Annotated in this window: 19 protein-coding genes; 7 read left to right on the top strand and 12 right to left on the bottom strand. The window is 72.8% G+C overall.

Going from position 1 to position 25,294, the window contains the following annotated elements; translation table 11 throughout:
- Window positions 1-284: 284 nt before the first annotated feature.
- Window positions 285-1,043: a hypothetical protein gene (locus tag WMF28_RS19730; RefSeq protein WP_437603799.1), complete on the top strand. Its 759-nt coding sequence runs from the start codon at window positions 285-287 to the stop codon at window positions 1,041-1,043.
- 363 nt (window positions 1,044-1,406) lie between these two features.
- On the opposite strand, the gene WMF28_RS19725 is transcribed toward WMF28_RS19730, so the two are convergent.
- Complete coding sequence (locus WMF28_RS19725) at window positions 1,407-1,787, bottom strand: VOC family protein (RefSeq protein WP_437603797.1); 381 nt, start codon at window positions 1,785-1,787, stop codon at window positions 1,407-1,409.
- A 165-nt stretch (window positions 1,788-1,952) separates the two neighbouring features.
- Entirely contained in the window at window positions 1,953-2,690 is a 738-nt protein-coding gene (locus WMF28_RS19720) for a fatty acid desaturase (RefSeq protein WP_437603796.1), read from the bottom strand.
- A gap of 656 nt (window positions 2,691-3,346) precedes the next feature.
- Between WMF28_RS19720 and WMF28_RS19715 the strand changes: the two genes are divergently transcribed.
- Entirely contained in the window at window positions 3,347-5,182 is a 1,836-nt protein-coding gene (locus WMF28_RS19715; RefSeq protein ID WP_437603794.1) for a M2 family metallopeptidase, read from the top strand.
- Between the two features lie 36 nt (window positions 5,183-5,218).
- Here the strand turns inward: WMF28_RS19715 and WMF28_RS19710 are convergent, their stop codons facing one another.
- The 7 genes from WMF28_RS19710 to WMF28_RS19680 all read right to left on the bottom strand — a co-directional run bounded on the left by WMF28_RS19710 (window position 5,219) and on the right by WMF28_RS19680 (window position 12,544).
- Window positions 5,219-6,022 (bottom strand): GNAT family N-acetyltransferase, encoded by an 804-nt coding sequence (locus tag WMF28_RS19710; protein WP_437603793.1) that lies wholly within the window; start codon window positions 6,020-6,022, stop codon window positions 5,219-5,221.
- Between the two features lie 269 nt (window positions 6,023-6,291).
- The gene (locus WMF28_RS19705; RefSeq protein ID WP_437603792.1) at window positions 6,292-6,879 is read right to left on the bottom strand and encodes a hypothetical protein; all 588 of its coding nucleotides are present in this window, start codon (window positions 6,877-6,879) and stop codon (window positions 6,292-6,294) included.
- 298 nt (window positions 6,880-7,177) lie between these two features.
- Window positions 7,178-7,483 carry a DUF3817 domain-containing protein gene (locus WMF28_RS19700; protein ID WP_437581402.1) on the bottom strand — a complete coding sequence of 102 codons (306 nt, stop codon included), beginning with the start codon at window positions 7,481-7,483 and terminating at the stop codon, window positions 7,178-7,180.
- Between the two features lie 111 nt (window positions 7,484-7,594).
- Window positions 7,595-8,827, bottom strand: a complete 1,233-nt coding sequence (locus tag WMF28_RS19695) for a ferritin-like domain-containing protein (protein ID WP_437603790.1) — start codon at window positions 8,825-8,827, stop codon at window positions 7,595-7,597.
- 216 nt (window positions 8,828-9,043) lie between these two features.
- Window positions 9,044-10,336, bottom strand: coding sequence for a cytochrome P450 (locus WMF28_RS19690; RefSeq protein WP_437603789.1), 1,293 nt, complete (start codon window positions 10,334-10,336; stop codon window positions 9,044-9,046).
- A gap of 430 nt (window positions 10,337-10,766) precedes the next feature.
- Window positions 10,767-11,789 carry an ABC transporter permease gene (locus WMF28_RS19685; RefSeq protein WP_437603787.1) on the bottom strand — a complete coding sequence of 341 codons (1,023 nt, stop codon included), beginning with the start codon at window positions 11,787-11,789 and terminating at the stop codon, window positions 10,767-10,769.
- Window positions 11,786-12,544 carry an ABC transporter ATP-binding protein gene (locus tag WMF28_RS19680; RefSeq protein WP_437603786.1) on the bottom strand — a complete coding sequence of 253 codons (759 nt, stop codon included), beginning with the start codon at window positions 12,542-12,544 and terminating at the stop codon, window positions 11,786-11,788. Before WMF28_RS19680 ends, WMF28_RS19685 begins: the two co-directional genes overlap by 4 nt.
- Window positions 12,545-12,621: 77 nt before the next feature.
- On the opposite strand from WMF28_RS19680, the gene WMF28_RS19675 reads away from it, so the two are divergent.
- From WMF28_RS19675 to WMF28_RS19660, 4 genes are read left to right on the top strand one after another with little or no spacing between them, the layout of a single operon-like run.
- Window positions 12,622-14,112, top strand: a complete 1,491-nt coding sequence (locus tag WMF28_RS19675; protein ID WP_437603784.1) for a radical SAM protein — start codon at window positions 12,622-12,624, stop codon at window positions 14,110-14,112.
- Window positions 14,109-14,861: an SDR family NAD(P)-dependent oxidoreductase gene (locus WMF28_RS19670; RefSeq protein WP_437493530.1), complete on the top strand. Its 753-nt coding sequence runs from the start codon at window positions 14,109-14,111 to the stop codon at window positions 14,859-14,861. The genes WMF28_RS19675 and WMF28_RS19670 overlap by 4 nt, the downstream gene beginning before the upstream one ends.
- Before the next feature lies 1 nt (window position 14,862).
- On the top strand, window positions 14,863-16,170 hold the full coding sequence (locus WMF28_RS19665; RefSeq protein ID WP_437603783.1) for a class-III pyridoxal-phosphate-dependent aminotransferase: 1,308 nt from the start codon (window positions 14,863-14,865) through the stop codon (window positions 16,168-16,170).
- A complete protein-coding gene (locus WMF28_RS19660; protein ID WP_437603782.1) occupies window positions 16,167-16,874 on the top strand; it encodes an SDR family NAD(P)-dependent oxidoreductase in 708 nt (235 codons plus the stop codon). The genes WMF28_RS19665 and WMF28_RS19660 overlap by 4 nt, the downstream gene beginning before the upstream one ends.
- On the opposite strand, the gene WMF28_RS19655 is transcribed toward WMF28_RS19660, so the two are convergent.
- On the bottom strand, window positions 16,823-17,509 hold the full coding sequence (locus WMF28_RS19655; protein ID WP_437603780.1) for a DUF1349 domain-containing protein: 687 nt from the start codon (window positions 17,507-17,509) through the stop codon (window positions 16,823-16,825). The genes WMF28_RS19660 and WMF28_RS19655 overlap by 52 nt on opposite strands.
- Before the next feature lie 192 nt (window positions 17,510-17,701).
- On the opposite strand from WMF28_RS19655, the gene WMF28_RS19650 reads away from it, so the two are divergent.
- Window positions 17,702-18,049: a hypothetical protein gene (locus tag WMF28_RS19650; RefSeq protein WP_437603778.1), complete on the top strand. Its 348-nt coding sequence runs from the start codon at window positions 17,702-17,704 to the stop codon at window positions 18,047-18,049.
- Between the two features lie 347 nt (window positions 18,050-18,396).
- Here the strand turns inward: WMF28_RS19650 and WMF28_RS19645 are convergent, their stop codons facing one another.
- Both WMF28_RS19645 and WMF28_RS19640 read right to left on the bottom strand, forming a co-directional pair.
- Entirely contained in the window at window positions 18,397-23,040 is a 4,644-nt protein-coding gene (locus tag WMF28_RS19645; RefSeq protein WP_437603776.1) for a HEAT repeat domain-containing protein, read from the bottom strand.
- Between the two features lie 37 nt (window positions 23,041-23,077).
- The gene (locus tag WMF28_RS19640; RefSeq protein ID WP_437603775.1) at window positions 23,078-24,619 is read right to left on the bottom strand and encodes a hypothetical protein; all 1,542 of its coding nucleotides are present in this window, start codon (window positions 24,617-24,619) and stop codon (window positions 23,078-23,080) included.
- Between the last annotated feature and the right edge of the window lie 675 nt (window positions 24,620-25,294).

Below are 25,294 nucleotides of genomic sequence, written 5' to 3'. Positions count from 1 at the left end.
CAGCTCACGCCGCACTTGCGGTAGAGTGAGTGCACCGAGTGGATGCACCCTCCAACGTCGCATAACGTTTGAGGTGGTTCGAGGAAAGTTCCAAAGATCAAGCTCGGACTGCAAGGGGGGAGGGGAATGCAGGATTTCGACACGGCTGAGATCCAGCAGCAGCGTCCATTTGGTTACGCCGTGGTCTTGTCTTGAGGCGCCACGGGGCGCGCAAGGCGCTTGGCTTTCGCAAACAGAGGGATCGCTCAACCAACTGACACCCACAGCCGAAAAGGAGATCGCTTATGCGGCAGGTCTTGCGGCACATCTTCGAGAAGAAGCAGTCGTATGCTCGTCTACCCCTGTTCGAGCGGATGCGTGACGAACAGCTCGATCCTAGCGAGCGGCTCGCCTTTTATCCGTGCATGGCTTATTTCATCCTGAGTTTCGGTGATCTGAACAAGTTCGTGTTGAGGGAGGAGCACGCAGCGGACGAATACCAGGAAATGGTGAACGTCCACACACGCGAGGACGACCATCACTGGCCGTGGTACCTGGAGGATTTGATCAAGCTGGGCTACGACGTCGAGGGTCGGAGCACGGACTTGTTGAACTTCCTCTGGGGCGACGAGACGATCGAGAATCGGATCCTCACCGCGCGGCTCATCGAGCTCATCAAGGGCACGACGGGCCTCGAGCGGCTGGTCATCATCGAAGCGATCGAGGAGACTGGCAACGTCCTCTTCGGGGCGATGCTTCCCCTGGCGGAGGCGCTGGAGAAGCGGCTCGGAACGCAGCTGCGCTACTGCGGCCCGTTCCATTTCGAGCGCGAGTCGGGCCACGCGGTGAACGCCGACCACGCCGAGCTCGCGCGCATCTCGCTCGACGCGGAGACGCGCGAGCGGTACAAGGCGCTCGCGGACGAGGTGTACGCGATGTTCGAGCCGTGGACGCACGAGCTCCTGCGCTATGCCGTCGCGCACCCCGTGGGCGCCCCCGTGGCGGACCCCGAGACGGACGGCGTGAGCCAGGTGATGACCCGATCGTCGGTGCTCGCCGCGTGAAGCGACGAGGTTGGGGTCTCTCGCGCCTCAACCGCACCGCCCCCTCCACTGCACCCGGCGCCCTCCCGCGCTCGCCACGCGCCGAGCATTCTGCGCAAATCTCTGTTGCAGTCTTGCACGGATGGCGGTAGCCGGCCGCCGGCTCGCGTGGCGAGCAAACCCCACCGCGTTCGCCTGAGCCCTCGCCCCTCCGGCTCTGCCGGCGGAGCGAGGACCCATGGGCTCCCCCATCGACCCTTCCGGCGCGGCGGACGAGCCCCGGCGCCTCGGGCCTATCCTCTTCCGGAATCCGGGACGAGCATCGGCGACGAGGTGCTGGAGATTGGATGAGCGCCTGTCCGCGGGGAGCGCGGCGCCCCCGGATCAGCCGCCGCCGTAAGGGCGGGTGATGATCTCGAGGAAGTGCCCGTCGGGGTCGGGGAAGTACACGCCGCGCCCGCCGTCGTTGTGGTTGATCTCGCCGGGGCGCTGCGTTCTGGGATCGGCCCAGTACTGGAGCTTTCGCTCGCGGATCCGACCGAAGATCTCGTCGAACTCGGCCTCGCTGACCAGGAAGGCGTAGTGCTGCGGGCGGATTTCGTCAGGGCTGTCGGCGAAGTCGAGCGTGACGTCGTTGTCGAGCTGCACCGCCAGGAAATGTCCGAACGGCTTCGGAGCGGCGAGGCCCAGGATCTCGGCCATGAAGGTGGCGGACACCTTCTTGTCCTTCGCGGACACGATGGTGTGGTTGAGCCGGACGCTCATGCTCGCACCCCCGTTCCGTGGCGCCCGAGCAGGCCTCGTGGCCGCTGCGTCGCGGCCATGATTCCAGTCTTTGGCCTGGTGTCATTCATCTCTGTACCCTCCGTCCAGGCCGAGCCCGGCCGAGCGAGCCGCTGCATCAGGCTCACCGCGCGTGCCCCCCCGGGATCAGGGCGAGCGTGCCATGGTGGACTCACCCGAGCAACCGCACCTGCGGTCGGAGGAGGGGAGGGCGAGGCGGCTGCAGGGCAGGTTGGGGGTGCGGTGGTGGCGCTCGTGGTAACCGAGGCTCAGCGCGATGGGCGAGCGGGTGAAGGCGAGCCGGCGGGCGGCGGCCAGCATCCAGGCTGGGGCGTTGTGCGGGATGTACGCGGCCCACACGGCCATGGTGAGCTGGAGGGACGCGGCGGTGGCCGCGAAGGCGAGGAGCGCAGGCCGCCGCGATGCGAGCAGGAGGGCGAGCGAGGCGAGGTTGAGCGCGGCCTCGACGAGCTGCCAGCGGCGGCCGGACGGGTCGGCGGCGCGGAACGCCTCGGCGCGGAGGGCGAAGGCGGCGAGGGGGGCGCCGAGGAGCGCCCGCGAGAGCGGCAGGCGCGCGGGGGCGCCCTCGGTGTCGTCGGGCGCGAGGGGGCGAGCGTGGTGGCGAAGGTGCATGATGCGCAGGGCGTGACCGCTCATGAGCATCAGCGCGGCCGAGAGGGTGAGGACGATCTCGTTCGCCTTGCGCGGCAGGCGGAGGGCGCCGTGAGCGACATCGTGCATCAGGGCGAAGGCGGCGAAGAAGAGCGAGCCCCCGGAGGCCGCGGCGAGCGTCGCGCTCTCGATGCGTGCAGCGGCGGCGACGCCGGAGGCGCAGAGGCCGATACGGGCGATGTGCAAGGCGAGGTCGCCGAGGCGAGGCTTCATGACGTCCGCCTGGTGCGACCACCGTGCCAGGGAGCACGCGCCGGCGTGGAGCGGGCCGCGGTGGCGCGCTTGACGGCGCCGGCGCGCGCGGCGCGACCTCCGGCGTCCACGCAGGCGGCACGCCGGGTGTCCACGGCGTGGACAGCCACGAAAGCGCGTGGGCGGGCGGGCCCGAGGCGCGCGCGTGGAGGCGGCGGGGAGCGGCGCGCTGTCGTGGTTCCTGGGGTTGGTGAGCGGCTTGCAGATGCAGAAGCGGTGACCCGCGGGGGACCACGGCGGGAGATCTCGCTCGTTCGGATCCTTCGAGCTCAGGGATGGCTTCCGGCGGCTGGCGGAGCGGTATTTCCCCGAGGGGGCGTCGCGGGTCGCGCGGGAGGAAGCCGGTGCTCTTGTCCAGTCCGCCGCGCAAGCAACGTCATTGCCGATGTCGCGATAAGGGTCCATCCTCCAGGCTGACTTGACGGCGTGAAAGGAGCAGACTTTGCCGCATGTCAGCCCCTCGCGAGGATGCACCCCCGAGGATTGCTCGAGCCGCCGAGCGGCCTTAGAGGCCCTATCAGGATCGCGACGCCGAAGCGCACCCCACGCCCTCTGCGCGTCCGGGGTGGAGGGACCATTGCACGCTTCAGGTGTCGGCGATCCGGGAGCGGCGGGAAATGGTGCGCATGGTTCCGGTGTTCGTCGTCGCCTTGCCCTGCAGCGCCCTCGCGCTCACGGCAGCCTGCTCCGAGCCCACCCCTCCGCCGCGGCCGCAGCCAGGCTCCCAGCCGGCGGCGGAGGAGGCCGCGCGACTCATCGAGGCGGCCGAGTCGGAGCTCCACGAGCTCAGCACCCACAACAACCGGGCCGCGTGGGTGGCGTCGACGTACATCACGGTCGACACGCAGATCCTCGCGGCCGCGGCGAGCGCGAAGCTGCTCGGCGCGCAGTCCGACCTCGCCAAGCGGGCCGCCCGCTTCCGCGGCCTCGATCTGCCCTACGACGTTCGCCGGCGGCTCGATCTGCTGCGCACGTCGCTCACGCTGTACGCGCCCGCCGATCCCGCGAGGACGCAGGAGCTCGCGACCATCGCGTCGCGGCTCGAGGCGATGTACGGAGCGGGCAAATACTGCCCCGCGGCCGGCCAGTGCCTCGATCTCCAGGAGCTCAGCAGGATCATCGCAAAGAGCCGCGATCCCGAGGAGCTGAAGCGAGCGTGGGTCGGCTGGCGCACGGTCTCCGTGCCCATGCGCGGCGACTTCACGCGGCTCGTGGCGCTCGCGAACGAGGGGGCCCGCGAGCTCGGGTTCAAGGACACCGGCGATGCCTGGCGCTCGAAATACGAGATGCCGCGGCAGGCGCTGCCGCGGGAGGTCGACCGCCTCTGGGAGCAGGTCAAGCCGCTCTACGACGCGCTCCACTGCTACGTGCGCGGCCGGCTCGCGGCGACGTACGGCGAGGACGTCGTCCCCGCCGCGCGCCCGATCCGGGCCGACCTGCTCGGCGACATGTGGGCCCAGGACTGGAGCAACATCGACGATCTCGTCGCGCCCGAGGGGGCCGCGCCGATCTACGATCTCGACGCGGTGCTCCGCGCGAAGGGCCTCACACCGATCGAGATGGTGAAGACGGGCGAGCGATTCTTCATCTCGCTCGGGTTCGAGCCGCTCCCCGCCACCTTCTGGGAACGATCGCTGTTCGTCAAGCCGGCGGATCGCGACGTCGTCTGCCACGCGAGCGCCTGGAACCTCGATGACGAGGAGGATCTGCGCATCAAGATGTGCATCGAGATCACGGCCGACGACTTCCGGACGATCCACCACGAGCTCGGCCACACCTTCTATCAGAGGGCCTACAACCACCTGCCGTGGCTGTACCGCGACAGCCCGAACCCCGCGTTCCACGAGGCCATCGGCGACACGATCGGGCTGTCGGTCACGTCGGAGTACCTCCAGCGGATCGGGCTCGTGGAAGATCTGCCCCCGCCGTCGAGCGATCTCTCGCTCCTCCTCCGCGACGCCCTCAACAAGGTGGCTTTCCTGCCGTTCGCGGTCCTCGTCGATCGGTGGCGCTGGGGGGTCTTCTCCGGGGATATCCCGCCGGAGGAGTACAATCAGGCCTGGTGGGAGCTCCGGACGAGGTACCAGGGCGTGATGCCGCCGGTGCCCCGCTCCGAGGCGGACTTCGATCCCGGCGCGAAGTTCCATGTGGCGGCGAGCGTCCCGTACCTCCGGTACTTCTTCGCTCATATCCTCCAGTTCCAGCTCCACCGCGCGCTCTGCGAGGAGGCGGGGTACAAGGGGCCGCTCCACCGCTGCACGATCCACGGCAACGAGCAGGCCGGCGAGCGGCTCCGGCGGATGATGGAGATGGGGCGGAGCCGCCCGTGGCCTGAGGCGCTCGAGGCGGTGACCGGATCGCGTCGGATGGATGCGGCGGCGATGCTCGACTACTTCGCGCCGCTCAAGGGGTGGCTCGACCAGCAGAACCGCGGCAGGACGTGCGGGTGGTAGGCGGCGCCGCAGCGGGACGCGCGCGCCGCCCGGGCTTCAGGCCTGCGGCGGCGTGTAGAAGGCGAAGCGCGTGACCGCGCGGTAGCCCATCCCTTCGTACACGGGCCGCCCCATGTCCGTCGCGTGGAGGACGGTCCTCGCGACGCCCGTTTCGCTCAGCGCGTCGTCGAGGCAGCTGCGCATCACCGCCTCGGCGTACCCTTTGCGCCGGTGCTCGGCCGCGGTGACGACGAAGCCCACGTACCGGATCTTCTCCACGATGAACGTCGCCGCGGAGCACACGGGCTGGTCGCCCACGTAGCCGACCTGCCCGAACGCCCGGTCGTTCCACAGCGCCTCGTGGGCCACGGAGGCGCGCCCCGCGGGGATCGGGACGCTGTACGCGGCGGAGTTGAGGTCGGCGATGGCGGCGCGCGTCTCGGCGTCGGCCACGCGCCGGAGATCGAGGCCGACGGCCGGGCGCCGCGAGGGGGTGATCGCGTCGGCCACCATGCCCATGAGCGACACGGCCGGCGTGAAGCCGAGCCGGGCCAGGAGCTCCTCGGCGGTCGCGCCCGCGTCGCCGCCCGGCGACCAGCTGTCGGACAGCGCGAAGAGCCAGGGAACGCCGCCGGTCCGCGCGAGCTCGACGGCCCTGAGCGCCCGGCGCTCGAGATCCTGGAGGTCGGTTGCCGGCGAGGAGAGCGTGGCCGTGTTGAGCAGGACCATGTCGGTGCCCGAGAGGACGACGGTGACGCCGTCGGTGTGCTCGATCCGATGGCCGGGGAGACGCTGGCTGAAATGCATCCAGGCGGCCAGGAACTGAGCGTTGGACTCTTCGATCTCGATCGGGACGGGCATGCGAAACCTCCTCCGGGCGGAGAGTAGTCGGAGCGCGGCGTCCAGGGATTGAGCTGCAGCCGTCGAGTTAGCGGGCCGCGCGGCGCTGCCGGGCCGCCGGACGCGGCAGTGCGCTCCGCCGGGATGAGGAGGCGGACCCGACGGATCAGGGTCCGGAAGGGAGAATTCGGGCAAAGACGCCGAGCCGCGAGGGCGCAAACCAGCCAGAGATAGGGTGGTGGCGCCGAGGACGCCGGGATCCGCGTCGCTCGCTCACGCCTCGGGCCGCCTCACGGCTCGACTTCCTCCACCGTGTGGCAGTTGTTGCACGAGAACTCGCCGGTACCTGTCATCGGATCGTACCTGGCGACCTGGAGCAGGTCGGCCATCTCTGGCACGACCTGACTGTACATGAAGTCGGTCCACGCCAGGCGCTCCGGGTGCTCCGGATCCGACACCCATTCGGGGAACTCCGCCTCGCCGAGGAGCGGGGCGATCTGCGAGCTCGGCATCGCGTAGGCGCGCTCGACCGCGTCGTCGCCGTGGCACGTCGTGCAGTCCATCGACGCGTACTTCGCGTCGTACGCGACGAAGACCTCCTTCATCCGGGGCATGACGATGTCGTTCATGTACGTGGTGCGCTCCGCGAAGCTCATGTCCTTCCACGCGACCGGATCGGGCTCGGCGTCGACCGGGTCCGCCTCGCCGTCGTCCGCGCCGCCGCACGCGGCGACGAACAGGCACGCTGCCATCGAGATGCGCCTCATGACCGTGCTGCCTCGCCTCGTCCGGCGATCGGACGGCGCCACGTGACCCGGCTGCTGCGTGTCCGTCCTCGCCTCGATCGTCGTCGGTCCCGCGGTGTTCATGGATCGCATCGTCGTGTCTCCTTCTGGTTCGAAGCGGCGCGTCCGGGCGTTCCCGACCGGATGCGCCCCGGCTCTATCGTCACGACGAACGGCCAGACGCAGGATCGACACGCCGGCCCATTATTTTACGATCATTTGTAAGTGTATGAAATAATTAAGTTTTGTGCTCGGCACCCGGCGAGGAGCGCCCGGCGTCGTCGGCGCGCGCGGGCGACTCCGCGGCGAGGCGTGCGGGCGCTGGCGCGGTGCCCGGCTGACACGGCGGTGGGGCCAGGCGATCCCGCGATCGCGCCGCCACCGCGCCTGCCTACGACGACGGCAGGGTCGCCTCGATCTCGCGCCGCAGCGAGCGGTCGAAGACGAACGTCCCGAAGGGGACGATCGACGACACGAAGGCGAGCAGCGAGCGGCCGAGCGACCACCGGCGCCGGACGGCGGCGTGGACGAGCGCGGCGAGGAACAGCACGAAGAGGAGGCCGTGGGCGCTGCCGACGACGCGAACGGCGAGCGGCTGGTCGGCGAGGTACTTGAGCGGCATCGCGATGAAGAGCAGGAGCAGGTAGGACAGGCCTTCGAGGATCGCGATGAGGCGGAGCTGGCGAAGCGCGGTCATGACGGGAAGGTAGGCCAGGCGGCGGGGAGGTTCGTGAGATTCGTCTCGGGTATCGACGTCGTGCTCGTTTCTTGACGTAGGTGCGCTCGGGCGTCGGATCCAGGGGGGAGGCTACGCCGGGGCGTCGAGGCCGGCGCTGGCCGCGGCGGTGGAGGGCGGCGTGGACAGCAGCGCCTCCGCGCACGGCGCGATGACCTCGCGCGCGGCGTCGAGGTGGCAGCGCGCCCGCTCCGCTTCGGTGAGCCGGCCGTGATCGTGCCACGCGGCGGCGTCGATCCCGGGGCGCTCCGGGCCGCGGGCGGCGCGCACACCGGCGAGCGCCTCGTCGAACGCGCGGGCCACGGCGGCGCGCACCGGCTCGCCGCCGCGCGCGACGGCCCAGCGCACGAAGGCCCACGCGAGCTCGGCGTGCGCGGCCTCGTCGTCGGCGATCCTGTCGAGGGCGCGGCGCACCTCGGGGTCGCGTGCGCGGCTCCGCTGCGCGCCGGCCTGGAGCGCGGCGAGCGTCTCGCCCACGCAGCCCTCGCGCACGGCGCCGGCCGCGGCGCTGGCGAGCGTGGGCGCGTCGAGCGCCCCGTCCATGGCGAGCGCCCCCGGGCCGAGCGAGCGGCCGGCGTAGCGGCTCGCGAGCGTGAAGCAGGCCCGGGCGTGCTGGAGCTCGTCCGAGAGGGCGCGCTGCGCGGCCTCGATCAGGGCGGGCGGCGCGCCGAGGGCGAGCAGATCCAGGGTGAAGCGCGCGAACGACGCGACGGACGCGTGCTCGAGCCGCGCGTCGGCGAGCCACGCCTCGGCGAGGGCGGCGCGCGTCACGGGGTCGACCGCGAGCGGCTCGTCCGCCGCGGCGTCGAGCACCCAGTCGGCCCGCGTCTCGACGCCGGCGACGCGCGGCTCGCCGCCCACGAGGAACGGGCGGCCGCAGGCGCCGATGCCCGGGTCGTTGACGTCGTAGCAGCACTGGCCGTCCTCCAGCCGGCCACTCTCGTAGACCACGCAGGACACGGGGTTCGGATGGTACTCGCTCGGGCAGGTCTCGGCGCTCCCCCCCCCGCCGCCGCTTCCCCCAGCGCCGCCGTCGGAGCTGGCCCGGATCTCGTCCAGCGAGAAGCACCTCGTTTCCGAGGAGGTGCCCTGACCGCCGGCGCCGCCCTGACCGCCGGCGCCGCCCTGACCGCCGGCGCCGCCCTGACCGCCGGCGCCGCCGGTTCCTCCAGCCCCGCCGGTCCCACCCGCCCCTGTCGCCGCCCCGCCGCCGGTCCCGTCCTGGCAGCCGAGCGCCAGCGACAGGCCCGTGAACATGCCAGCTCCCACGATTTGCATGATGCGCGCGCGCAGCTCTCTGTTCATGGCACTCTGCCTCCCAGCGATGTGCCGTCGATCGGTATCCGAACCCTCAACTGCTCCGTTCCAGCTCTTCTATCGAGTCCGAGCGTACCCGGTCCGGCGATCGAGCGAAAGGGGCGACCCGGAGACGAAGACCGGCAAGACGCCAAAGACGTCGGGAGAACTCGGAGAGAGCTTCTTGGTGGCCTGTCCCGTCCTGAAGCGCGGCGGCCGCCGCGGTCACGCCGCGCCGAGCGTCACGGGCACGGCCGTGGGCTTGCGGAAGAACAGGCTGGGCGCGTAGCTCGGGCGCGCCCCGGCGGCGAGGCGCAGGCCGGGGAACGCGGCGCGCAACGCCTGCACGGCGCACCTCACCTCGATGCGCGCGAGCGCTGCGCCGATGCAGGTGTGCACCCCCCAGCCGAAGCCGAGGTGCCGCGCACGCGGGCCGGCGACATTGCGGTTCACGTCGAACCGCTGCGGGTCCGGGAAGACCGCCGGATCGTGGTTGGCGGCGCCGAAGAACGCGAACGCCGTGGCCCCCGCGGGGATCTCGACGCCGCCGACGACGGCCGGCGCCGTCGCGCGCCGCGGCTCCATCTGCACGGGGGCGTCGATCCGGAGCGTCTCCTCCATCGCCGCCTGGAGCAGCGCCGCGTCGCTGCCGATGGCGTCCCACAGCGCGGGCGCCTCGAGCAGGCGGAGCACGAGCGAGCCAATCAGGCTCGCCACGGTCTCGTAGCCGGCGAAGAACAGGATGATGAGGTGGGAGATCATCTCTTCGACCGACAGCGGCGCCTCGCCGTCGACACGGGCGCCGATCAGCGCGGTGATCAGGTCGTCGGCGGGCTCGGCGCGGCGCCGCTCGATGAGATCGGCCAGATAGCGCTCGTAGGCGACGAACCTCCGCGCGGCCTCGACCTTCCGCGCCGTGTCGAGCGCCGGCTCGTAGAGCTTGAACCGCTCGTCCTGACAGGCCCTGAGCAGCGGCGCGTCCTCCAGCGGTATCCCGACCAGGGCGGCGATGATCTGCAAGGGGAGCGGGAAGGCGAGCGCCTGCATCAGATCCACCGGATCGCCGCCCGGGTCCATCGCGCGCACCAGCGCCTCCGCCGCCAGGGCGATCGTCGGCTCGAGGGAGGCGACCCTCGCGGTCGTGAACGCCTTCGAGAACAGCGCCCGCGCGCGCGTGTGCCCGGGAGGGTCGTTGTTGAAGAGCGCCGGCGGCATCTGGTAGATGCCGCGCCGGAGCTCGGCAATCACCTCCGGCGGCAGATCCGGCGGCAGGTCGAGGATGTGCGCCGAGGAGAACCCGACCGGCTCGCGGAGCACCTGCGTGACCTCGGCGTGCCCCACGACGAGGTAAGCGGAGAACGCCTCGCTGTAAGCGACCGGCGCCTCCCGGTGCGCCGCCTGATAGAACGCGAGCGCGGGGTTGTCCGCATAGCTCGGCGAGAAGGGCTCGAACAGCGCGCCGACCCGGCGCGAGCTCTCGGCGACCGGCGGCCCCTGAAGCGTGTTCTCTGCGATCATCGAGCCCGAGCTTACCGGGGCCGGCGATCGAGCGAAAGGGGCCGCCGGTCGCCCGGGGGGCGGACTACAGGTCTGGCCTGTGCGTCACCTGCAGGGGACTCACGACGGCATCGCCGGAGCCTCGACCCAATCGAGCCGCATGCGCTCGCAGGGATAGCCGAGCCGGTCGGTCCGCGCGGCCAGCCTGAAGTTCGCCTTGGCGGTTCATTTCTCGCTCGCTCAACGTCGGTGTTCTAGCCGCAGCCGTCCTCGTCGCCGCTGCTGCCCCCGTTACCTCCGTCGCCCCCTTCCGTCGGGTTGCTGCAATCGACCCCGTCGACAACCCACAACCCGGTCGGCCCGTCGCATGTGGCGGTCGCTGTACCGCAATCGAGACCTCACGATCCAACGCGACCCTCCGGCGACCCCCTCCAGGTAGGGGTCGCCGCCCTCAGCGATGCCACCGGAAGAGCCGGAGGCTGAGCGCGAACGTCGCGACCGTCCAGCCGGCGAGGACGGCGATGCCGCCGGCGAGCTGGCCCGGATCGGTGGCACCGAACAGCAAGATCTCGCGGGTGAGCTGCACCATGTGCGTGCTCGGCAGGATGGCGCCCAGCGCGGCGAGCGGGCGGGGGAGGGCGTCGAGGGGGAAGAAGATCTCGGACAGGAAGACGAGCGGCAGGTTCACCGCGCTCACGATGTCGACCACGAGGTCCTCGGTCCTGAGGACGCAGGCGAGCACGAAGCCGATGCCCATGAACGCGAGCAGGCCGAGCAGCGAGACCAGGGCCACCCAGAGGGCCGACACCGCGGTGAACGGCACGTCGAAGAGCAGCGCGCCGGCCGCGGCGACGAGGGCGATCTGCCCGAGGACGAGGACGGAGCGCGCCGCGATCTGCGCCCCGACGAACGCCGCCTTCGGCATGGGCGTCGTCGCGAGCTTCTTCAGGAAGCGGTTCTGCCGGTAGAGCACCATCGTGTAGGCGGTCGCGAAGAGCCCGGCGAGCATGACGCTGAACGTGAGGATCCCCGGGAAGAGGTAGTGGACGTAGCCCCAGCGCGGGAGCTCCACGACGGCGAGCTCGGCCCGCACCCCGGGCGACGCGACGATCCCTCGCCCGAAGAGCCGGTCGCGCGGCCCCACGATCACCCGCGAGATCCCGTCACCGCGCGGGAGCACCACGACGGCGCTCGCGGTCCGCGCCCGGAGCCGCGCGAGCCCGGCGGCCTCGCTCTCCACGTGCACGAGCCGCGCGGGATCGAGCTCGCCGCCGAGCGCCTCCAGCGGGCGCTCGGCGGCGCCGGGGCCGGCGACGACGGCGATCGTCCGCTCCTCGAACGGGTGGCCGTTCATGAACACGAACCCGACGATGACGAGGAGCACGACCGGGAAGAGCAGCACGAAGCTGGTCGAGCTCGCGCTCCGCAGCACGTCGAGCAGCCGGAGGCGCGCGAGCGCCCAGAAGGCGCTCACGACGCCTCCTCCGCCTCGCCGCGGCGCATCCGGACCGCGCAGAAGTGGAAGAACGCGTCCTCGACCCCGAGCCCCGTCCGGCGGCCTTCGGGCACCGCGGCCACGAGCTCGTCCCGCGTCCCGCTCGCCCGGAGCTTGCCGCCGACGAGGAAGAGCAGCCGATCGCAGAGGCTGTCCGCCTCGCGCAGGTCGTGCGTCGTCATGACCACCGTGCGTTCGCGGGCCACGCAGCGCAGCACCTCGCCGATCTCCTGCTTGCCGGCCGGGTCGAGCGGCGCCGTGGGCTCGTCGAGGAAGAGCAGCTCGGGCTCGTGGACCAGCGCGGTGGCGATGAACAGGCGCGCCGCCTCGCCGCCCGACAGGCGCGCCATGGGCACCGACGCGCGCTGGGCGAGGCGCGCCCGCTCCAGGATCCGCGCCGCGCCGTCACGGACGCCGTAGATCGCGGCGAAGAGGCCGGCGTACTCCCGCGTCGTGCAGCGCTCGAGCTGGACCTCCTTCTGCATGACCACGCCGACCCGCCGCCGCGGGTAGGGCGGCACGGGCGCGCCGAAGAGGCGGACCGCGCCGCGCGTCGGCTCGCTGAGGCCCTCCAGGAGGTCGAGCAGCGTCGTCTTGCCGGCGCCGTTCGGGCCGAGGACGCCGACGAGGCCGGGGCCCTCGACGCGGAAGCTCACGTCCGAGAGCGCGGCGACCCCGCCGAAGGTCTTGGTGAGCGACTCGACCGCCACGATCTCGTCCGGCGCGCGGGGCATGCGCGCGAGCTTATCAGGCCGCGCGGGGCGTCGACGGGAGCGCGCTCGCCCCGACGAGCCTGATATCCTCCGCGTCCATGGGGACCGACCGGCTGATCCACGAGACCACGAGCCTGTGCCCGGCCTGCAAGATCGCCGTCCCCGCCCGGGTCGTGGCGACGCCCGCCGGCGAGGCGTGGATGCGCAAGGCGTGCCCCGAGCACGGCCCGCGCGACGTGCGGCTCTCGACGAGCGCGGCCTGGTACGAGTCGACGCGCGCAATCACGCCGGCCCCTGCGCCGCCGCGGGCGCCGCGGCGCCCGATCGAGCACGGCTGCCCCTTCGATTGCGGCCCGTGCGAGGCCCACACCCAGCGGGTCAGGATGCCGGTCGTCACGATCACGAGCGCCTGCGATCTCGACTGTCCCATGTGCTACGTGCACAACAAGAACGACGGCGCGTTCTTCATGAGCAAGGCCGAGTTCGGGGAGGTGCTCCGCCACCTCTGCGACGGCGCCGGCGGCGATCTCGACCTGATCAACCTCACGGGCGGCGAGCCCACGCTCCACCCCGAGCTGCCCGAGCTCGTCGCGATGTGCCAGGACGCGGGCATCCACCGCGTGAGCATCTGCAGCCACGGCTTCGGCCTGCTCAGGAACGACGCGCTCCTCCGGCGCCTCGCGGAGCTCGGGGCGCGGATCGCGCTCTCCTTCGACACCTTCGACGACGCTACGGACAGGGCCCTGAACGGCGTCAGGAGCGTCGACAAGAAGCTCGCCTGTCTCGAGCGGCTCGACGCCGCCGGCGTCGACACGACGCTCATCCCGGTCATGACCCGCGGCCTCAACGACCACGAGATCGGCCGCATCCTCGAGCTCGGCTTCCGGCTCGGCTGCGTCCGCCACCTCGAGGTCCACACGATGACGTTCACCGGCCAGAGCGGCGCCTCGTTCGATCGCAGCGGGCGCATCTCCACGCTCGAGGTCCTCGAGCGGATCGCCGAGACGACGGGCGGGCTCCTCTCGCCGGGCGACTTCGTCCCGTCGCCGTGCGCTCACCCGCTCTGCTACCAGGTCGCCTACCTGCTCATGGATCCCGCGGGGGGCCCGCCGATCCCGTTCACCCGGTTCATGAGCCGCGAGGCGCTCTACGCCTGCCTCGGCGACCACCTCTACCTGGAGCCGAGCGCGCGCCTCGAGCGCGCCATGCAGGACGCGATCGACGCGCTCTGGTCGCGCGGCGACGACGACCGCGCGCTCGGCCTCCTGAACGGCCTCCTGCGCGCGCTCTTCCCGGCGAAGAAGCCGCTCCGCAGGGAGGAGTCGCTGCGGATCAGCGAGCGCGCGGTGAAGGCGGTGTACGTCCACTCGCACATGGATGAGGAGACGTTCGACGTCGAGCGCGCGGCCCAGTGCTGCGACAGCAACTGTACCGCCGACGGGAGGACCGTGCCTGTCTGCAACTACAACGTGCTCTACCGGGAGAAGGAGCCGCGGTTCATGAGCGAGCCGCGGACGTGGCCGGATCGATCCGGCGGGCGGCGCGCCCTCCCGCTCCTCTCGCCGTCGCCTCGCCGGGAGGCCCCGTGAGCGCCGCCTCCGGCCTCCTCGCCGGCCGGCGCTGCCTCGTCACGGGCGGCTCGCGCGGGCTCGGGCGCGCGATCGCCCTCGCGTTCGCCCGGCACGGCGCGCGCGTCGCCTTCACCTACGCGACCGACGACGCGGACGCCGCGGAGGCGGGCCGACAGATCGCCGCGACAGGCGCCCCGCCGCTCGTCTTCAAGGGCTCGGTGGCGGACGCCGCCCACGTGAAGGACACCCTCGCCGCGCTGCACCGCGCCTGGGGCGGGCTCGACGTGCTGGTCAACAACGCCGGCATCACGCAGGTCCTGCCCATCTCGCTGCTCGAGGAGGAGGACTGGGACCTCGTGATGGACGTGAACGTGAAGGGCGCCTACCTCATGAGCCGCGCCGCGCTGCGGTTCATGATCCGCGAGAAGCGCGGCGTCATCCTGAACATCGGCAACTTCGCGTCGGAGCGCGTGATCGAGGCGCCGGTCCACTACGCCGCCTCGAAGTCGGCCCTGCGCGGCCTCACCGAGGCGCTCGCGCGCGAGGTCGGCCGCTACGGCGTGCGCGTGAACCTCCTCGGCCCCGGCCTCCTCGAGGAGGGCATGGCGCAGGGGCTCCCGCAGCACCGCCAGGCGGAGTACGTCGCGCACTGCGGGCTGCGTCGCCTCGGCCGCGTCGACGAGATCGCCGAGCTCGCGGTGTTCCTGTGCTCCGACGACAGCGCCTTCATGAGCGCCGCCAAGCTCGTCGCCGACGGAGGGCTCTGACGTGGACGCGTTCGACGACATCCTGCGCGACGGGTTCGACGACTACCGCGCCTTCGTGAACCCGCTCATCGCGCAGCGGGCGAAGCTCGCCCGCGAGCCCATCCGGGTCGTGCGCGCCGAGGGCGGCCTCCTCGTCGACAGCGAGGGCCTCGTGATCGAGGACTTCCACGGCACCCAGGCCTTCGGTCATCGCAACCCGGGCATCGCCCGCGCCGTGCGCGCCTTCCTCGACTCGGACGCGCCCTCCTGGTACCCGTCGCGCGTCAACCCGTTCGCCGGCCGCCTAGCGCGCCGCCTCTGCGAGCGCGTGGGCCACTACGACAACGTCTTCTTCGGGTGCACGGGGAGCGACGCCGTCGAGGCGTCGCTCAAGCTCGCCCGCGCGCTCACTCGGAAGCCCGTCCTCGTCGGGCTGACCGGCGCCTACCACGGCTGTTCTTACGGGAGCGTCTCGTTCATGGGGGAGGGGTACCTCCGCGACCCGTTCGTGCCCCTCCTGCAGGGCGCCACGTCGATCCCGTTCGGCGACGTCGACGCGCTCGCCCGGGTGTTCGCCGGGGGCGACGTGGCGGCGGTGCTCGTGGAGCCGATCCAGGGCGAGGGCGGCGTGCGCGAGCTGCCGCCGCCGTTCGTCGAGGCGCTCTGCGACCTCACGGCGAGGCACGGCGCGCTGCTCATCGCCGACGAGGTGCAGACGGGCATCGGCCGCTCCGGGCGCGGCTTCCTCGCGACCGAGCGCTGGCCGCGCCGGCCGGACGTGGTGCTGCTGGCGAAGCAGCTCGGCGGCGGTCTCCTGCCGCTCTCGGCGATGCTGACGAGGCGCGACCTCTTCGTGCGCGCCTACGGCAGCCAGTTCGCCGCGGGCGAGAGCCACAACAACACCATGGGTTACAACGCCCTCTCCGCGGTCGCGGGGCTCGCCGCGCTCGACCTGATCACGGACGAGCTCATCGCGTACATCCGCGAGACGGGCGCGTACCTCCGCGAGCGGCTGGAGTCGGCGCTCCGGCCGAACCGGCTGTTCAGGGAGGTGCGCGGCGCGGGCCTGATGCTCGGCGTGCAGCTCGAGCCGCCGGATCACCCCTGGCTCTCCTTCGAGCATTTCGGGTTCCCGGATCTCGCGCACCAGTCGGTTGTGTCGCCGCTCGTGTGCCACCGCCTCTATCGCCGTGGCTTCTTCTGCTTCACCTGCGGGCACGACTGGACGATCTTCCGGCTCCAGCCTCGGTTCGACATCCCGCGCGGCACGCTCGACACCTTCGTCGACGCCGCGGCCGAGGCGCTCGCGTACGTGGAGGGCCTGACATGAAGCACGTCGTCGTCTTCGGGGGCACGGGCGCCGTCGGCGCCGCGGTGCTGCGCGCGCTCGCCTCGCGCGGGGCGAGCGCCACGTTCACGTACTGCCGGAGCGAGGTCCGGGCGGCCGAGCTGTCGCGCGAGCTCGGCTTCCGCGCCGTCCGGCTCGATCTCACCGACGCCGCCGCGCTCCGCGAGCTCGTCGGCCGGATGGGCGCGGACGAGCCGGTGCCCGCCGCGGCGATCCACTGCGCCGGGAGCCTCGACGCCACGCCGGGGCTCGAGCTGTCGGACGAGGCGTGGGACCGGGCCTATGCGTCGAACGCCCGCGCGGCGTTCCTTGTCGCCCGCGATGTCGGGGCGGTGATGGCGCGGGGCGGCGGCGGGGAGATCGTCCTCGTCGGCGGGCCCGATCGCGCGCAGTCGCTGCCGATCCCGGTCGCGTTCGCGGCGAGCCAAGGGATGATCGCGGCCACCGCCATGGCGCTCGCGAAGGAGCTCGGCCCGCGGCGGGTGCGGGTCAACATGGTGGCGCTGGGCCTGCTCGACGCCGGGCTATCGACGCGGCTCGACGAGGGCCTCCGCAGAGAGTACCTCGCGTTCTCGGCCCTGCGGCGCCTCGGCACGCCGGACGAGGCCGCGGCCGCGATCGCGTGGCTGGCCCTTCACAACACGTACGTGAGCGGCAAGGTCATCCCGGTCAACGGCGGCATCTGACCGGCGCGCGCCAGCGCTGCGTCCCTCTCGGCGTGTCCGCTGCGCAGGTCGCCGACCCGGCGCGGCGTGAAGCGGATGTCGTCGAAGACGGCGGTGCAGCCGTCGCCTGCCGGCGACTGGGCCGAGAAGCCGACGTCGAGCTCGGTTGCGCTGCCGAGCGAGAAGCTGCGGAGCACGTGCCAGATCGTCCCGTCGGTGGAGGCGTGGAACGCGCACATCCGCCCGAGCCGCGAGACGCGCAGCCAGACGTGGTCGGCGTCCACGTTGAAGGCCCTGCGGCCGTCGGACAGGCCGCGGGTCACCACGGAGACGACCGTCGGCACGCGCTCCGGCGACAGCTCGAAGCAGAGCTTGGCCCACGCGCGTTCGTGCGCCCAGAGCAGCAGCACGCCGGCGTCGTGCGCCGCCGCGAAGCCCACGGTCACCCGCGCGCTGGCGAGGAAATCCCCCTGCGGCGTCCCGAGCAGGCGCGGCGCGTTCAGGACGCCGGCGGTGCGCTCCGGATCGAGGAACAGGTCGGTCTTGCCGCCCGCCGTGACGGTCAGGCACGATGCCTTGCCGGCGCTCCAGCTCCTGGGCGGTACCTCCCAGCGTAGCGGCGTCGGCAACGGCGCCAGGTGCACAGGATCACTCACCTCGGTTCCCTCCCCCCTGCATGGCGAGCATTGTACCGGAGTATGCTCCTGACCTGGTGTCGAATCGTTACTGTGTGTATGCAGGATCTCAGGTTGATGAAAATTACCGTCTTTCTGATGTCCTGCTGTGTGGCTGTAAGCCTGGCCGGTTGCTTGAGGGCGAAGCGCGGTCCCCCCGAGTTTTTGTTGGGGATGAGGCCCGTGCGGTCGGGTGGGAGCTCCTATGGTGATGCGGCGGCGGCGCTCGCTGCCGCGGCCGGGGCGGCTGTGGTGAACCGCGAGGTCTACGACACCTGCTACGCGATCTGTGAGATCGGGACGGCGTGCGACGCGGCGACGGGGTTGTATGTGCGGCTGCCGTGTGGAGGGAAGTGCCCGGCAGATCGCCGCTGCAAGGTGGTCGAGGGCAAAGAGGCCTGCGTCCTCGGGGAGCCCGACCGCGGTGTTGTGCCTTTGCCGGCCGAGCCGGGGGGAGCGGCGGGCCAGGTCGAAGGGGCGGGAGGAGCGGCAGGCCAGGTCGAAGGGGCGGGAGCGAACTGATGAGACGCGCGCGACGGCGCACATCGTTCGGCTCCTGGCAGGAAGGGAGAATTCAACGCCAAGGCGCCAAGGCGCAAAGACGCAAAAAAGAGGATGGGGGAGGGGGGCCGACCTGGCAGATCGATGATCTGCGTGGTGTCTGTGTCACCGGCTGCTCACCGAAAGCGATGGCGCAGAGGTGCTCATGACAGGAATGAAGATGAGCTGCCAAGGAAACCAAAGAGAACGAGATGGCCTGATGCGCATGCTGTGATTCTATCTCTCCTCTCTTTTTTGCGTCTTTGCGCCTTGGCGTTGAATTCTCTCTCTCTCGGCCGGCCATCCTGCGGAGCAACCCTGTCCCCGCATCACAGCGTCCCGATCCGCCGCATCACCTCTGCGTAGACCTCCCGTCGATCCGGCCGCGCGTGCCCCAGCGCCTCCTTGAGGGCGGGGATCGCCGGCGCGCCCACGTGCGCGAGCCCCTCGGCGGCCGCTCGGCGGACTGCCTTGTGCGGGTGCAGCAGCAGGCCCACGATCGCGGGGATCGCAGGCGGCCACGGCGCGAAGCTGAGGATGCGGATCGCCGAGCGGACCACGTCGGGCAGCGGATCCGAGAGGAGCGCGCACGTCGCGCGCAGGTAGGCGGCGCGGTCCACCGCGTCGCGCAGCAGCCGGTGCGCGTGGAGCCGCACCCGGGGACGCCGATCGCCGAGCAGCTCCACGAGCAGCGCCGCGAGCTCCTCGTCCGGCGCCCCGGCGAGCGCCGACAGCGCCCGGCGGGACTGCTCCGGATCACCGGCGCGCGCGAGCCGCACCAGCTCCTGCCGCGCCGGGCCGCGGTCACCCGCCGCGCGCGCCCGCGGCTCCGGGCGCGCGCGCAGCGCCGCCAGCGCCCGCGCGTCCTCGTCCGCACCGCCGGGCGGCCGGAGCGGGCCGTCCTCGAGGACGGCCCGCTTCGCCAGGTCGGCCCGCCCCTCGGCGCGCAGGCGCCTCACGATGGCCTCGAGCTCCGGCGTGCGCAGCAGCTGCTCGCCCGTGACCAGGTCGAGGTAGCCCCACGCCCCCTGCCGGACGCGTTCGACGAGCCGCGCCGCCCGCACGTCGGGGGCGATGCGGCGGAGCGCCTGGGCCGCCGCCGCGCGCGTCGCCGGCGCGCCCGTCTCCCACCACCCGAGCAGCAGCGGGAACAGGCGCTCGACCGCCGACCGATCGAGCAGGGCCGCGAGACGCGCCGCGCGCTCCCGGCGCAGCTCGTCGCTGGCGTCGCCCCGGAGCTCCTCCTCCGTGACATCGAGCAGCGAGCCCGCCAGACGCGGCAGGCTCCGCCCATCCAGGCCCTCGACGTCGCCGCGCAGGTGAGCGCGCAGCACGGCCGCGCGGACGTCCTCCTCCGGCCACGAGAGCAGCGCGGTGGCCGCCGCGCGCCGCTCGGCCGGCGCGGGCGCGTCCAGCATCGACAGCAGGCGCCCGCGGAGCGCGGCCGAGCGCGGCTGGTCGAGATCGGACGGCCGCGGCGCCCGCGCGCCGCCGCTCCGCGATGCCGCCTGCTCGGCGAGGGTCCAGGGCGGCGCGCCGATCGGCTGCAGCGACTCCATCCAGTCCAGGAGGAGCGCCCGCACCGGCTCGGCCGCGGACGGGAACACCTCGATCAGCGCGGCGAGCTGCGCCCGCGAGCCGACCCCGCCGCGCGGCCCCTCCGCCCGGAGCGCCGCGAGCTCCCCCGGCTCCTGCGCCGCGGCCCGGAGCGCCGCCTGCCACGCGGCCGCGCCCTCGGGATCCGCGCCCTCGCCCGCCTCCGCCGGCGCGCCGAACACCTCGCGCAGGATCGCCGCCTCCGCCGTCCACGGATCGGCGGCCACGCGCGCCATGGCGAGCGCCTGCTCGACGTCGGTGCGCCCGAGGATCGCCCCGCACCGCCGCAGCACCTCGAGCGGCGACCGGCGCGCCCCGGGCGCCGGCGCGAGCCCGCGCACGCGCGCCGCCACGCCCAGCGCCTCGGCCGCCGGGAGCTCCGGCGCCGCCGCCTCGAGCAGCGAAAGGAGACCGTCGCGCAGATCGGCCGCCGCCGCGGCGAGCCCGTCGAGCAGCACCGCGACCTGCCTCGCGAGCGCGCGCGCCTCGCCGGGCGACCACGGGGCAGGGGAGGCGCGGACGAGCAGCCGGAGCGCCGCGTCGCGCAGCGCCGGCTCGGACGCCGCGAGGCGGAGCCACTCCGGCGCGAGCTGCCGCAGGGCCGCGAGCCCGTCCTGCGGCAGCGCCGCCTCCCGCTCGAGCAGCCGCCGCGCCGTCGCGTTGTCCCAGCCGCCGCGGGCCAGCGCGGCCGCGAGCGCCGCCGCGGCGAGCGCCTCCCCCGCGCCCGGCGGCGTCGGTGCACCCGCGGATCCCTGCTCGCGCCGGTGCGGGTCGCGCGCCTCGAGGTCCGCGGCGAGCTCGGCGGCGGTCCTGGAAGCGAGCGCGATCTCCCCGGCGATCGCCCGCTCCAGCAGCCGCGCCGCCGCGGCCGATCCCTGGCGGATCCCGCTCCGGACCGCCTGCGCCGACAGCGTGCGGCCCACCGTATCGAGCAGCCGATCGCGCGCGCGCTCGTCCTCCGCGGCCTCGGCGGCGGCGAGGATCGTCGCCTCGCACGCCGGCCCGACGATCGCCCGCAGCGCGGCCTCGAGCGCGGCGCGCAGCCCCGGGTTGTCGTGGCGGCCGAGCCAGAAGACGAGCCTCGGCACGGCCTCCGGCCCGCCCGCCCGCGACAGCGCCTCGGCCGCCGTCTTCTTGATGCTCATGCTCGGGTGATCGAGGCACGCGGCGATCGCGGGGCAGGCCCAGCGCGCCTCCATGGCGCCGAGCGCGCGCAGCGCCTGCCGCGCCGTCTGCACGTCGCCGGCACCCGTGAGGAGCGTCAGGCTGGCCGAGAGCGCCTCGGCGCCGCCCTGGGCCAGCAGCGCGATCACGCGCTTGCGCACGTGCGGGTCGCGGTGGCGGAGGAGGCGCGGGACGCGCGGGCGCGCGCGCCGCCACGGCGCCGAGCGCAGCAGGTCCACGAGGAGGGCGCGCTCGCCCGCGGACAGGCCGGGCCGGTCGAGGAGATCGAGCGTCAGGCTCGCGAGCAGCGCGTCGCCGGCCTCGCGCTCGCTCGCGGCGTCGAGCAGGCACACGGGCCGGATCTTCCGGCGCTGGTGCAGCCGCCGGCCGAGGCCGCGGATCGCCTCCGCGACCTCCGCCGGCACCGCCGGCTCCGCGGGCCGCTGGGGGCCCTGGTCGATCGCGGGCTCGAGCCGCTCGGCCGGCCCGCCGGGAGCCCACGCGGCCGCGAGATCCGCCGCGATCCGGAGCAGCAGGTCGGCGATCGCCGGGAGCGCGCGCGCATCGCCGGCGCGCGCGAGCGCCGGCAGCGCGTCCACGGGCGTGTACCGCTCCACCGCATGCTGGAGCACCGCGAGCTCCGCCGGATCGGCCCCGCCGAGATCGGCGGCGAGATCGACCGGCAGATCGCGGGGGTTCAGGCGGGCGAGGAGCGCGCGCCGGTCCCCGGGCTCCTCCGTCAGATGCCAGAGCAGCGTCACGGCACGATACCGTTGGTGACGGATATTCAGGGCGATCGATGGGGCGATCGATGGCGCGATGGTCGCGCCTGCGCCTGCGCCGTCGAGGCCGAGGGCGGTGCGGAGCGCGTCCGCCGTGCGCTGGCCGCCGATCGCGGCGAGCGTGTCCAGGGCCTCGGCGGGCGCGCGCGGCAGCGCGGCGAGCACGTCGTCCTCTGCGGCCGCGTGGCGAAGGGCGCCGATCGCGCGCAGCAAGGGCGCGGGCGAGGCGGCCTCGCGGAGCTTCTCGGCGAGCATGTCCCCGAGGGGGAGGTCTGTCGCGCCCTGCTCCGCCATGGCGACGGCGATCGCGGCCCGGCGCGGCCAGCGCGCGTCGCTGGCTGGCGCTGCGGCGAGCGCATCGAAGAGCGTGCGCCTGCAGGTGAAGGTGATCGCCGCGACGTCGCCGGCGGGGAGGGTTGGATCGGCGAGGGCGAGCTCGAGGATCGCCGCCGCGTGCTCCGGGGCAGGGAAGTGGCCGCGCCGGTGCAGCGCGCGCAGGCAGGCGATCGCGCTCGGGCCGAGCAGCAGCGGATCGCGCGCGGCGAGCTCGAGGATCGCGCCGACGTCCTCGCGGGTCGCGCGCTCGCCCAGGAGCGCGAGCGCCCGCTGCCGGAGCCGCGGCGGCGCGTCCTCGCGCGCGGCGACCTCGCGGAGCGGCGCGCCCTCGCCGTGGCGCGCCGCGGCCTCCAGCGCGGCCGCGGCCACCTCGGGATCGCCGCGCAGGAGCTGATCGAGGCGCGCGCCCGGGAGCGGCGCCCCGGCGAGGACCGCCCACGGCTCGGCGAGCTCGCGCAGCGCGGCGGCGGCGACCGCGGGCGCCGTCGCGAAGGCGAGCGCGCCGAGGACCGCGCGCGCCTGCGCCGGCGCGAGCAGCGCCGCGTGGAGGCAGCGCCGGGTCAGATCGAGCGCTGCGGCCTGGAGGACCGGGTCGCGGCGCGCCGCGAGCTCGGGGAGGAGCGCCTCGGGCGCGGGGATCTCGTGCGGGTCGAGGGCGTGGAGCGCCTGGTAGACGAGCTCGCCAGCGGGCTCGTCGCGGAGGACCTCGGGCCGCGTGAGGATCTCGGTCCGCAGCCAGGCGACGCGGACGGGCGCATGGAGCGCGGCCTCGCGCCACGCCGGCAGCCGCTGCTCCGGGAGGAACGGCCAGAGCTCGCGGTAGAGCCCGGCGAGGAGCAGCGCTTCCTCCGGCGTCCCGTCCCCGTCGATCGCGCGCGGCAGCATCGCCGCGAGCGCCCGCCGCGCGCCCGCGCTGCGACGGGCGGCGGCCTGCGCGATCCGCGAGAGCCCCAGGTAACGCACGCGCGCCTCGCCGTGCCGCACGAGCTGGCGGAGCACCTCGTCGGTGCAGCGCGCCTCGTCGAGGTGCTCGTCGAGCCACCGCACATCTCCGCGGCGCAGCGGCGCCGCGAGCGCCTCGTCCAGGTGCATCATCGGGCGGTCATCGTAGACCAGCCCGCGCGCCGCCCGCTCACCGTCTCCGCGACAGATCGAGCAGCGCCCTCGCGCGCGAGTACGCGATGTACGGGTTGTCTCCGGAGCCGCCCAGATCGTCGCCGTCCTCGCCTGCGCCCTGCGGCCTCACCGGAATCCAGAGATAGTCCGGGTGCATCGCCTTGCCGTTCACGCCGTTGGCGAGGGCGGGGTTCTTGATCCACTCGCCGCCGAGCACCGTCAGCCGGTCATCGAGCTCGAGCACGTAGTGGAGCTCCGAGCTGAGGATCGGGACGCTGCGCAGCGCGGGCGGCTGGAGGAGCTGCGCGGGGCTCACCTCGTCCGAGATCATCCCGTAGCGCGCCCCGACGCGCATGAAGCGCCGCGCGTTCGGGTTGAACCGGTAATTATAGCAATCGGCCCCCTGGTACCCGCCGTTACAGACGAGCCGCGCCGCCTCCTGCGCGCTCACCTCCGCCATCGAGTCGATGTTGAAGGACGTGACCGGGTAGCTCCACACCTCGCGGTGCCAGGTGTAGTCGACAACGAACGAGCGCCGCCCGTGCCCGCTCGACGCGGAGCTGATCGAGCTCGCGCCCAGCCCGAGCAGGCCGGTCATGGCCACGTGCATCGTCCCCGGGTTCAGATCGCGGCACGCGGCGTCGACCGGCCTGCCGTAGACGTCGCGCTGGACGAGGTCCTCCCGCGCCTCGCAGCGCCGCCCCGACACGGTGGCGGAGTCGTTGTGATAGACCTCGGTCATCAGCGCCTCGATGTCGGCCGTGCGGAACAGGATGCACCCCCGCTCGACGGACGCGCACTCGGTCAGCGTGCTGCCGGAGAGCTTCACGCGGATGTCGCGCAGCGGCGGGCCGCCGCCCTCGGCGACGACGTAGGCCGCCCAGCCGTTGCAGTGTCCCCACCAGTATTCCGGGGTCACGCCCTGATACAGGCCGTGGTGTTGCAGCTCCCAGTACGTCGTTGGCCCCACCACCCGCGTCGCCCGTGGAGCGCGCGGCGCCGCGCGCGTCCCCTCCGGCAGGCCCGTCTCGTCGGCGCCGGCGCCGGCGGGCGCCTCGAGCGACCGGGCCTGTCCTGCGTAGAACAGGAGATCGTACTTCTCCGCCGGCGAGAGGTTGTCCGGATCGGACGTCAGATCGCCGTAGTCCTTGACCACGGAGTTCCAGCGGTCCGCGATGCCGTTCCTGTTCTGGGGCCACCACTGCGAGGCGAAGGGCCCCGTGGACTGGCCTTGCAGCAGGCTCGAGTTCAGCAACGTGTAGTTTCCCCGGAGCTCCGGGTGCAGGCTCGTGGGGAGGTTCGCGGCGTCCATGGGCTCGCGCGTCCCGGTCAGGGGGATGAGGAGCGTGTGCGAGCCGCCGAGGATCTGCCCGGTCTCTGGCGAGAACCCGAGCACGTACGGTATCGAGCCGCCCTCGATGAAGCGCGTCTCTTTCGGCCTCGCGCCGCTCTGGAGAGCGGCCGCGCTCTCGCGCGGCGGCTCTTGCTGATCCGAGTCCATGCAGCCCAGCGCGAGAACCGCTGAGCTCACCGCCATCGCCCCGATGCGCATAGTCATGGCTGCTTCCCCCTGACGCCTACTGTGTGCCACCCGCGTCGCCGATGTCTGCAGAGGTCAGGCCAGCTGGGAGGTGGATGCATCGCGCAATCGATGCACGCGCGCGCAGCCGAGCTGCAATGAAGGTCTCGTTAGTCCTTTGCGTTCTTCTTTAGCGCGCGCATACATGCGCACCGGACGGTCGCACGAGCGCTCGCGCGCCCCTGGTCCGCTCATGTCGCGCGGACGCTGCGGCGTTTTGCCCCAGGCGGCCTCGCGCCGGTGTCACGTCCACATGCGAGCCCCCCGCCGGCGTCCCGGGCGAGCGGGCCGCCGGCGGGGGGGCCGTTCCTCGCCGACGTTGACAGCCTCGCGGGAAATCAATAACTAGGACTGCACGAACCGGCGGGCCCTGGAGCTGGCAGCGGAAGCGCTGCACCCAGGACCGCCTGGGTTGACGGGTCAGCCCGCTCGAAAGAAAGGGTTGACAGGTTCGAGGCAGGCCGTTAGAAAGCCCGCCTCGAACGGGCGGACCGGAGAACAGAGCAGCGAAGGCGCTGCAACTCCGGACCGTCCAGCCGACGGGTCAGCCTTCTCCAGAAGAAGGTTGACAGGTTCGAGGCAGGCCGTTAGAAAGCCCGCCCCGAACTGGCGGACCGGGGAACAGAGCAGCGAAGGCGCTGCAACTCCGGACCG

The sequence above is a fragment of the Sorangium sp. So ce590 genome (assembly GCF_051521365.1).
Taxonomy (GTDB): Bacteria; Myxococcota_A; Polyangia; order Polyangiales; family Polyangiaceae; genus Sorangium.
The sequence above is the reverse complement of the archived record's forward strand: the minus strand, read 5'-3'. Positions and strand labels throughout refer to the sequence as shown.

Excerpts from the sequence above, each read along its gene's own strand:
- WMF28_RS19730 (WP_437603799.1), top strand. The coding sequence starts at position 285 with ATGCGGCAGGTCTTGCGGCACATCTTCGAGAAGAAGCAGTCGTATGCT.
- WMF28_RS19725 (WP_437603797.1), bottom strand. The coding sequence starts at position 1,787 with ATGAGCGTCCGGCTCAACCACACCATCGTGTCCGCGAAGGACAAGAAG.
- WMF28_RS19720 (WP_437603796.1), bottom strand. The coding sequence starts at position 2,690 with ATGAAGCCTCGCCTCGGCGACCTCGCCTTGCACATCGCCCGTATCGGC.
- WMF28_RS19715 (WP_437603794.1), top strand. The coding sequence starts at position 3,347 with ATGGTGCGCATGGTTCCGGTGTTCGTCGTCGCCTTGCCCTGCAGCGCC.
- WMF28_RS19710 (WP_437603793.1), bottom strand. The coding sequence starts at position 6,022 with ATGCCCGTCCCGATCGAGATCGAAGAGTCCAACGCTCAGTTCCTGGCC.
- WMF28_RS19705 (WP_437603792.1), bottom strand. The coding sequence starts at position 6,879 with ATGCGATCCATGAACACCGCGGGACCGACGACGATCGAGGCGAGGACG.
- WMF28_RS19700 (WP_437581402.1), bottom strand. The coding sequence starts at position 7,483 with ATGACCGCGCTTCGCCAGCTCCGCCTCATCGCGATCCTCGAAGGCCTG.
- WMF28_RS19695 (WP_437603790.1), bottom strand. The coding sequence starts at position 8,827 with ATGAACAGAGAGCTGCGCGCGCGCATCATGCAAATCGTGGGAGCTGGC.
- WMF28_RS19690 (WP_437603789.1), bottom strand. The coding sequence starts at position 10,336 with ATGATCGCAGAGAACACGCTTCAGGGGCCGCCGGTCGCCGAGAGCTCG.
- WMF28_RS19680 (WP_437603786.1), bottom strand. The coding sequence starts at position 12,544 with ATGCCCCGCGCGCCGGACGAGATCGTGGCGGTCGAGTCGCTCACCAAG.
- WMF28_RS19675 (WP_437603784.1), top strand. The coding sequence starts at position 12,622 with ATGGGGACCGACCGGCTGATCCACGAGACCACGAGCCTGTGCCCGGCC.
- WMF28_RS19660 (WP_437603782.1), top strand. The coding sequence starts at position 16,167 with ATGAAGCACGTCGTCGTCTTCGGGGGCACGGGCGCCGTCGGCGCCGCG.
- WMF28_RS19650 (WP_437603778.1), top strand. The coding sequence starts at position 17,702 with ATGAGGCCCGTGCGGTCGGGTGGGAGCTCCTATGGTGATGCGGCGGCG.
- WMF28_RS19645 (WP_437603776.1), bottom strand. The coding sequence starts at position 23,040 with ATGATGCACCTGGACGAGGCGCTCGCGGCGCCGCTGCGCCGCGGAGAT.
- WMF28_RS19640 (WP_437603775.1), bottom strand. The coding sequence starts at position 24,619 with ATGACTATGCGCATCGGGGCGATGGCGGTGAGCTCAGCGGTTCTCGCG.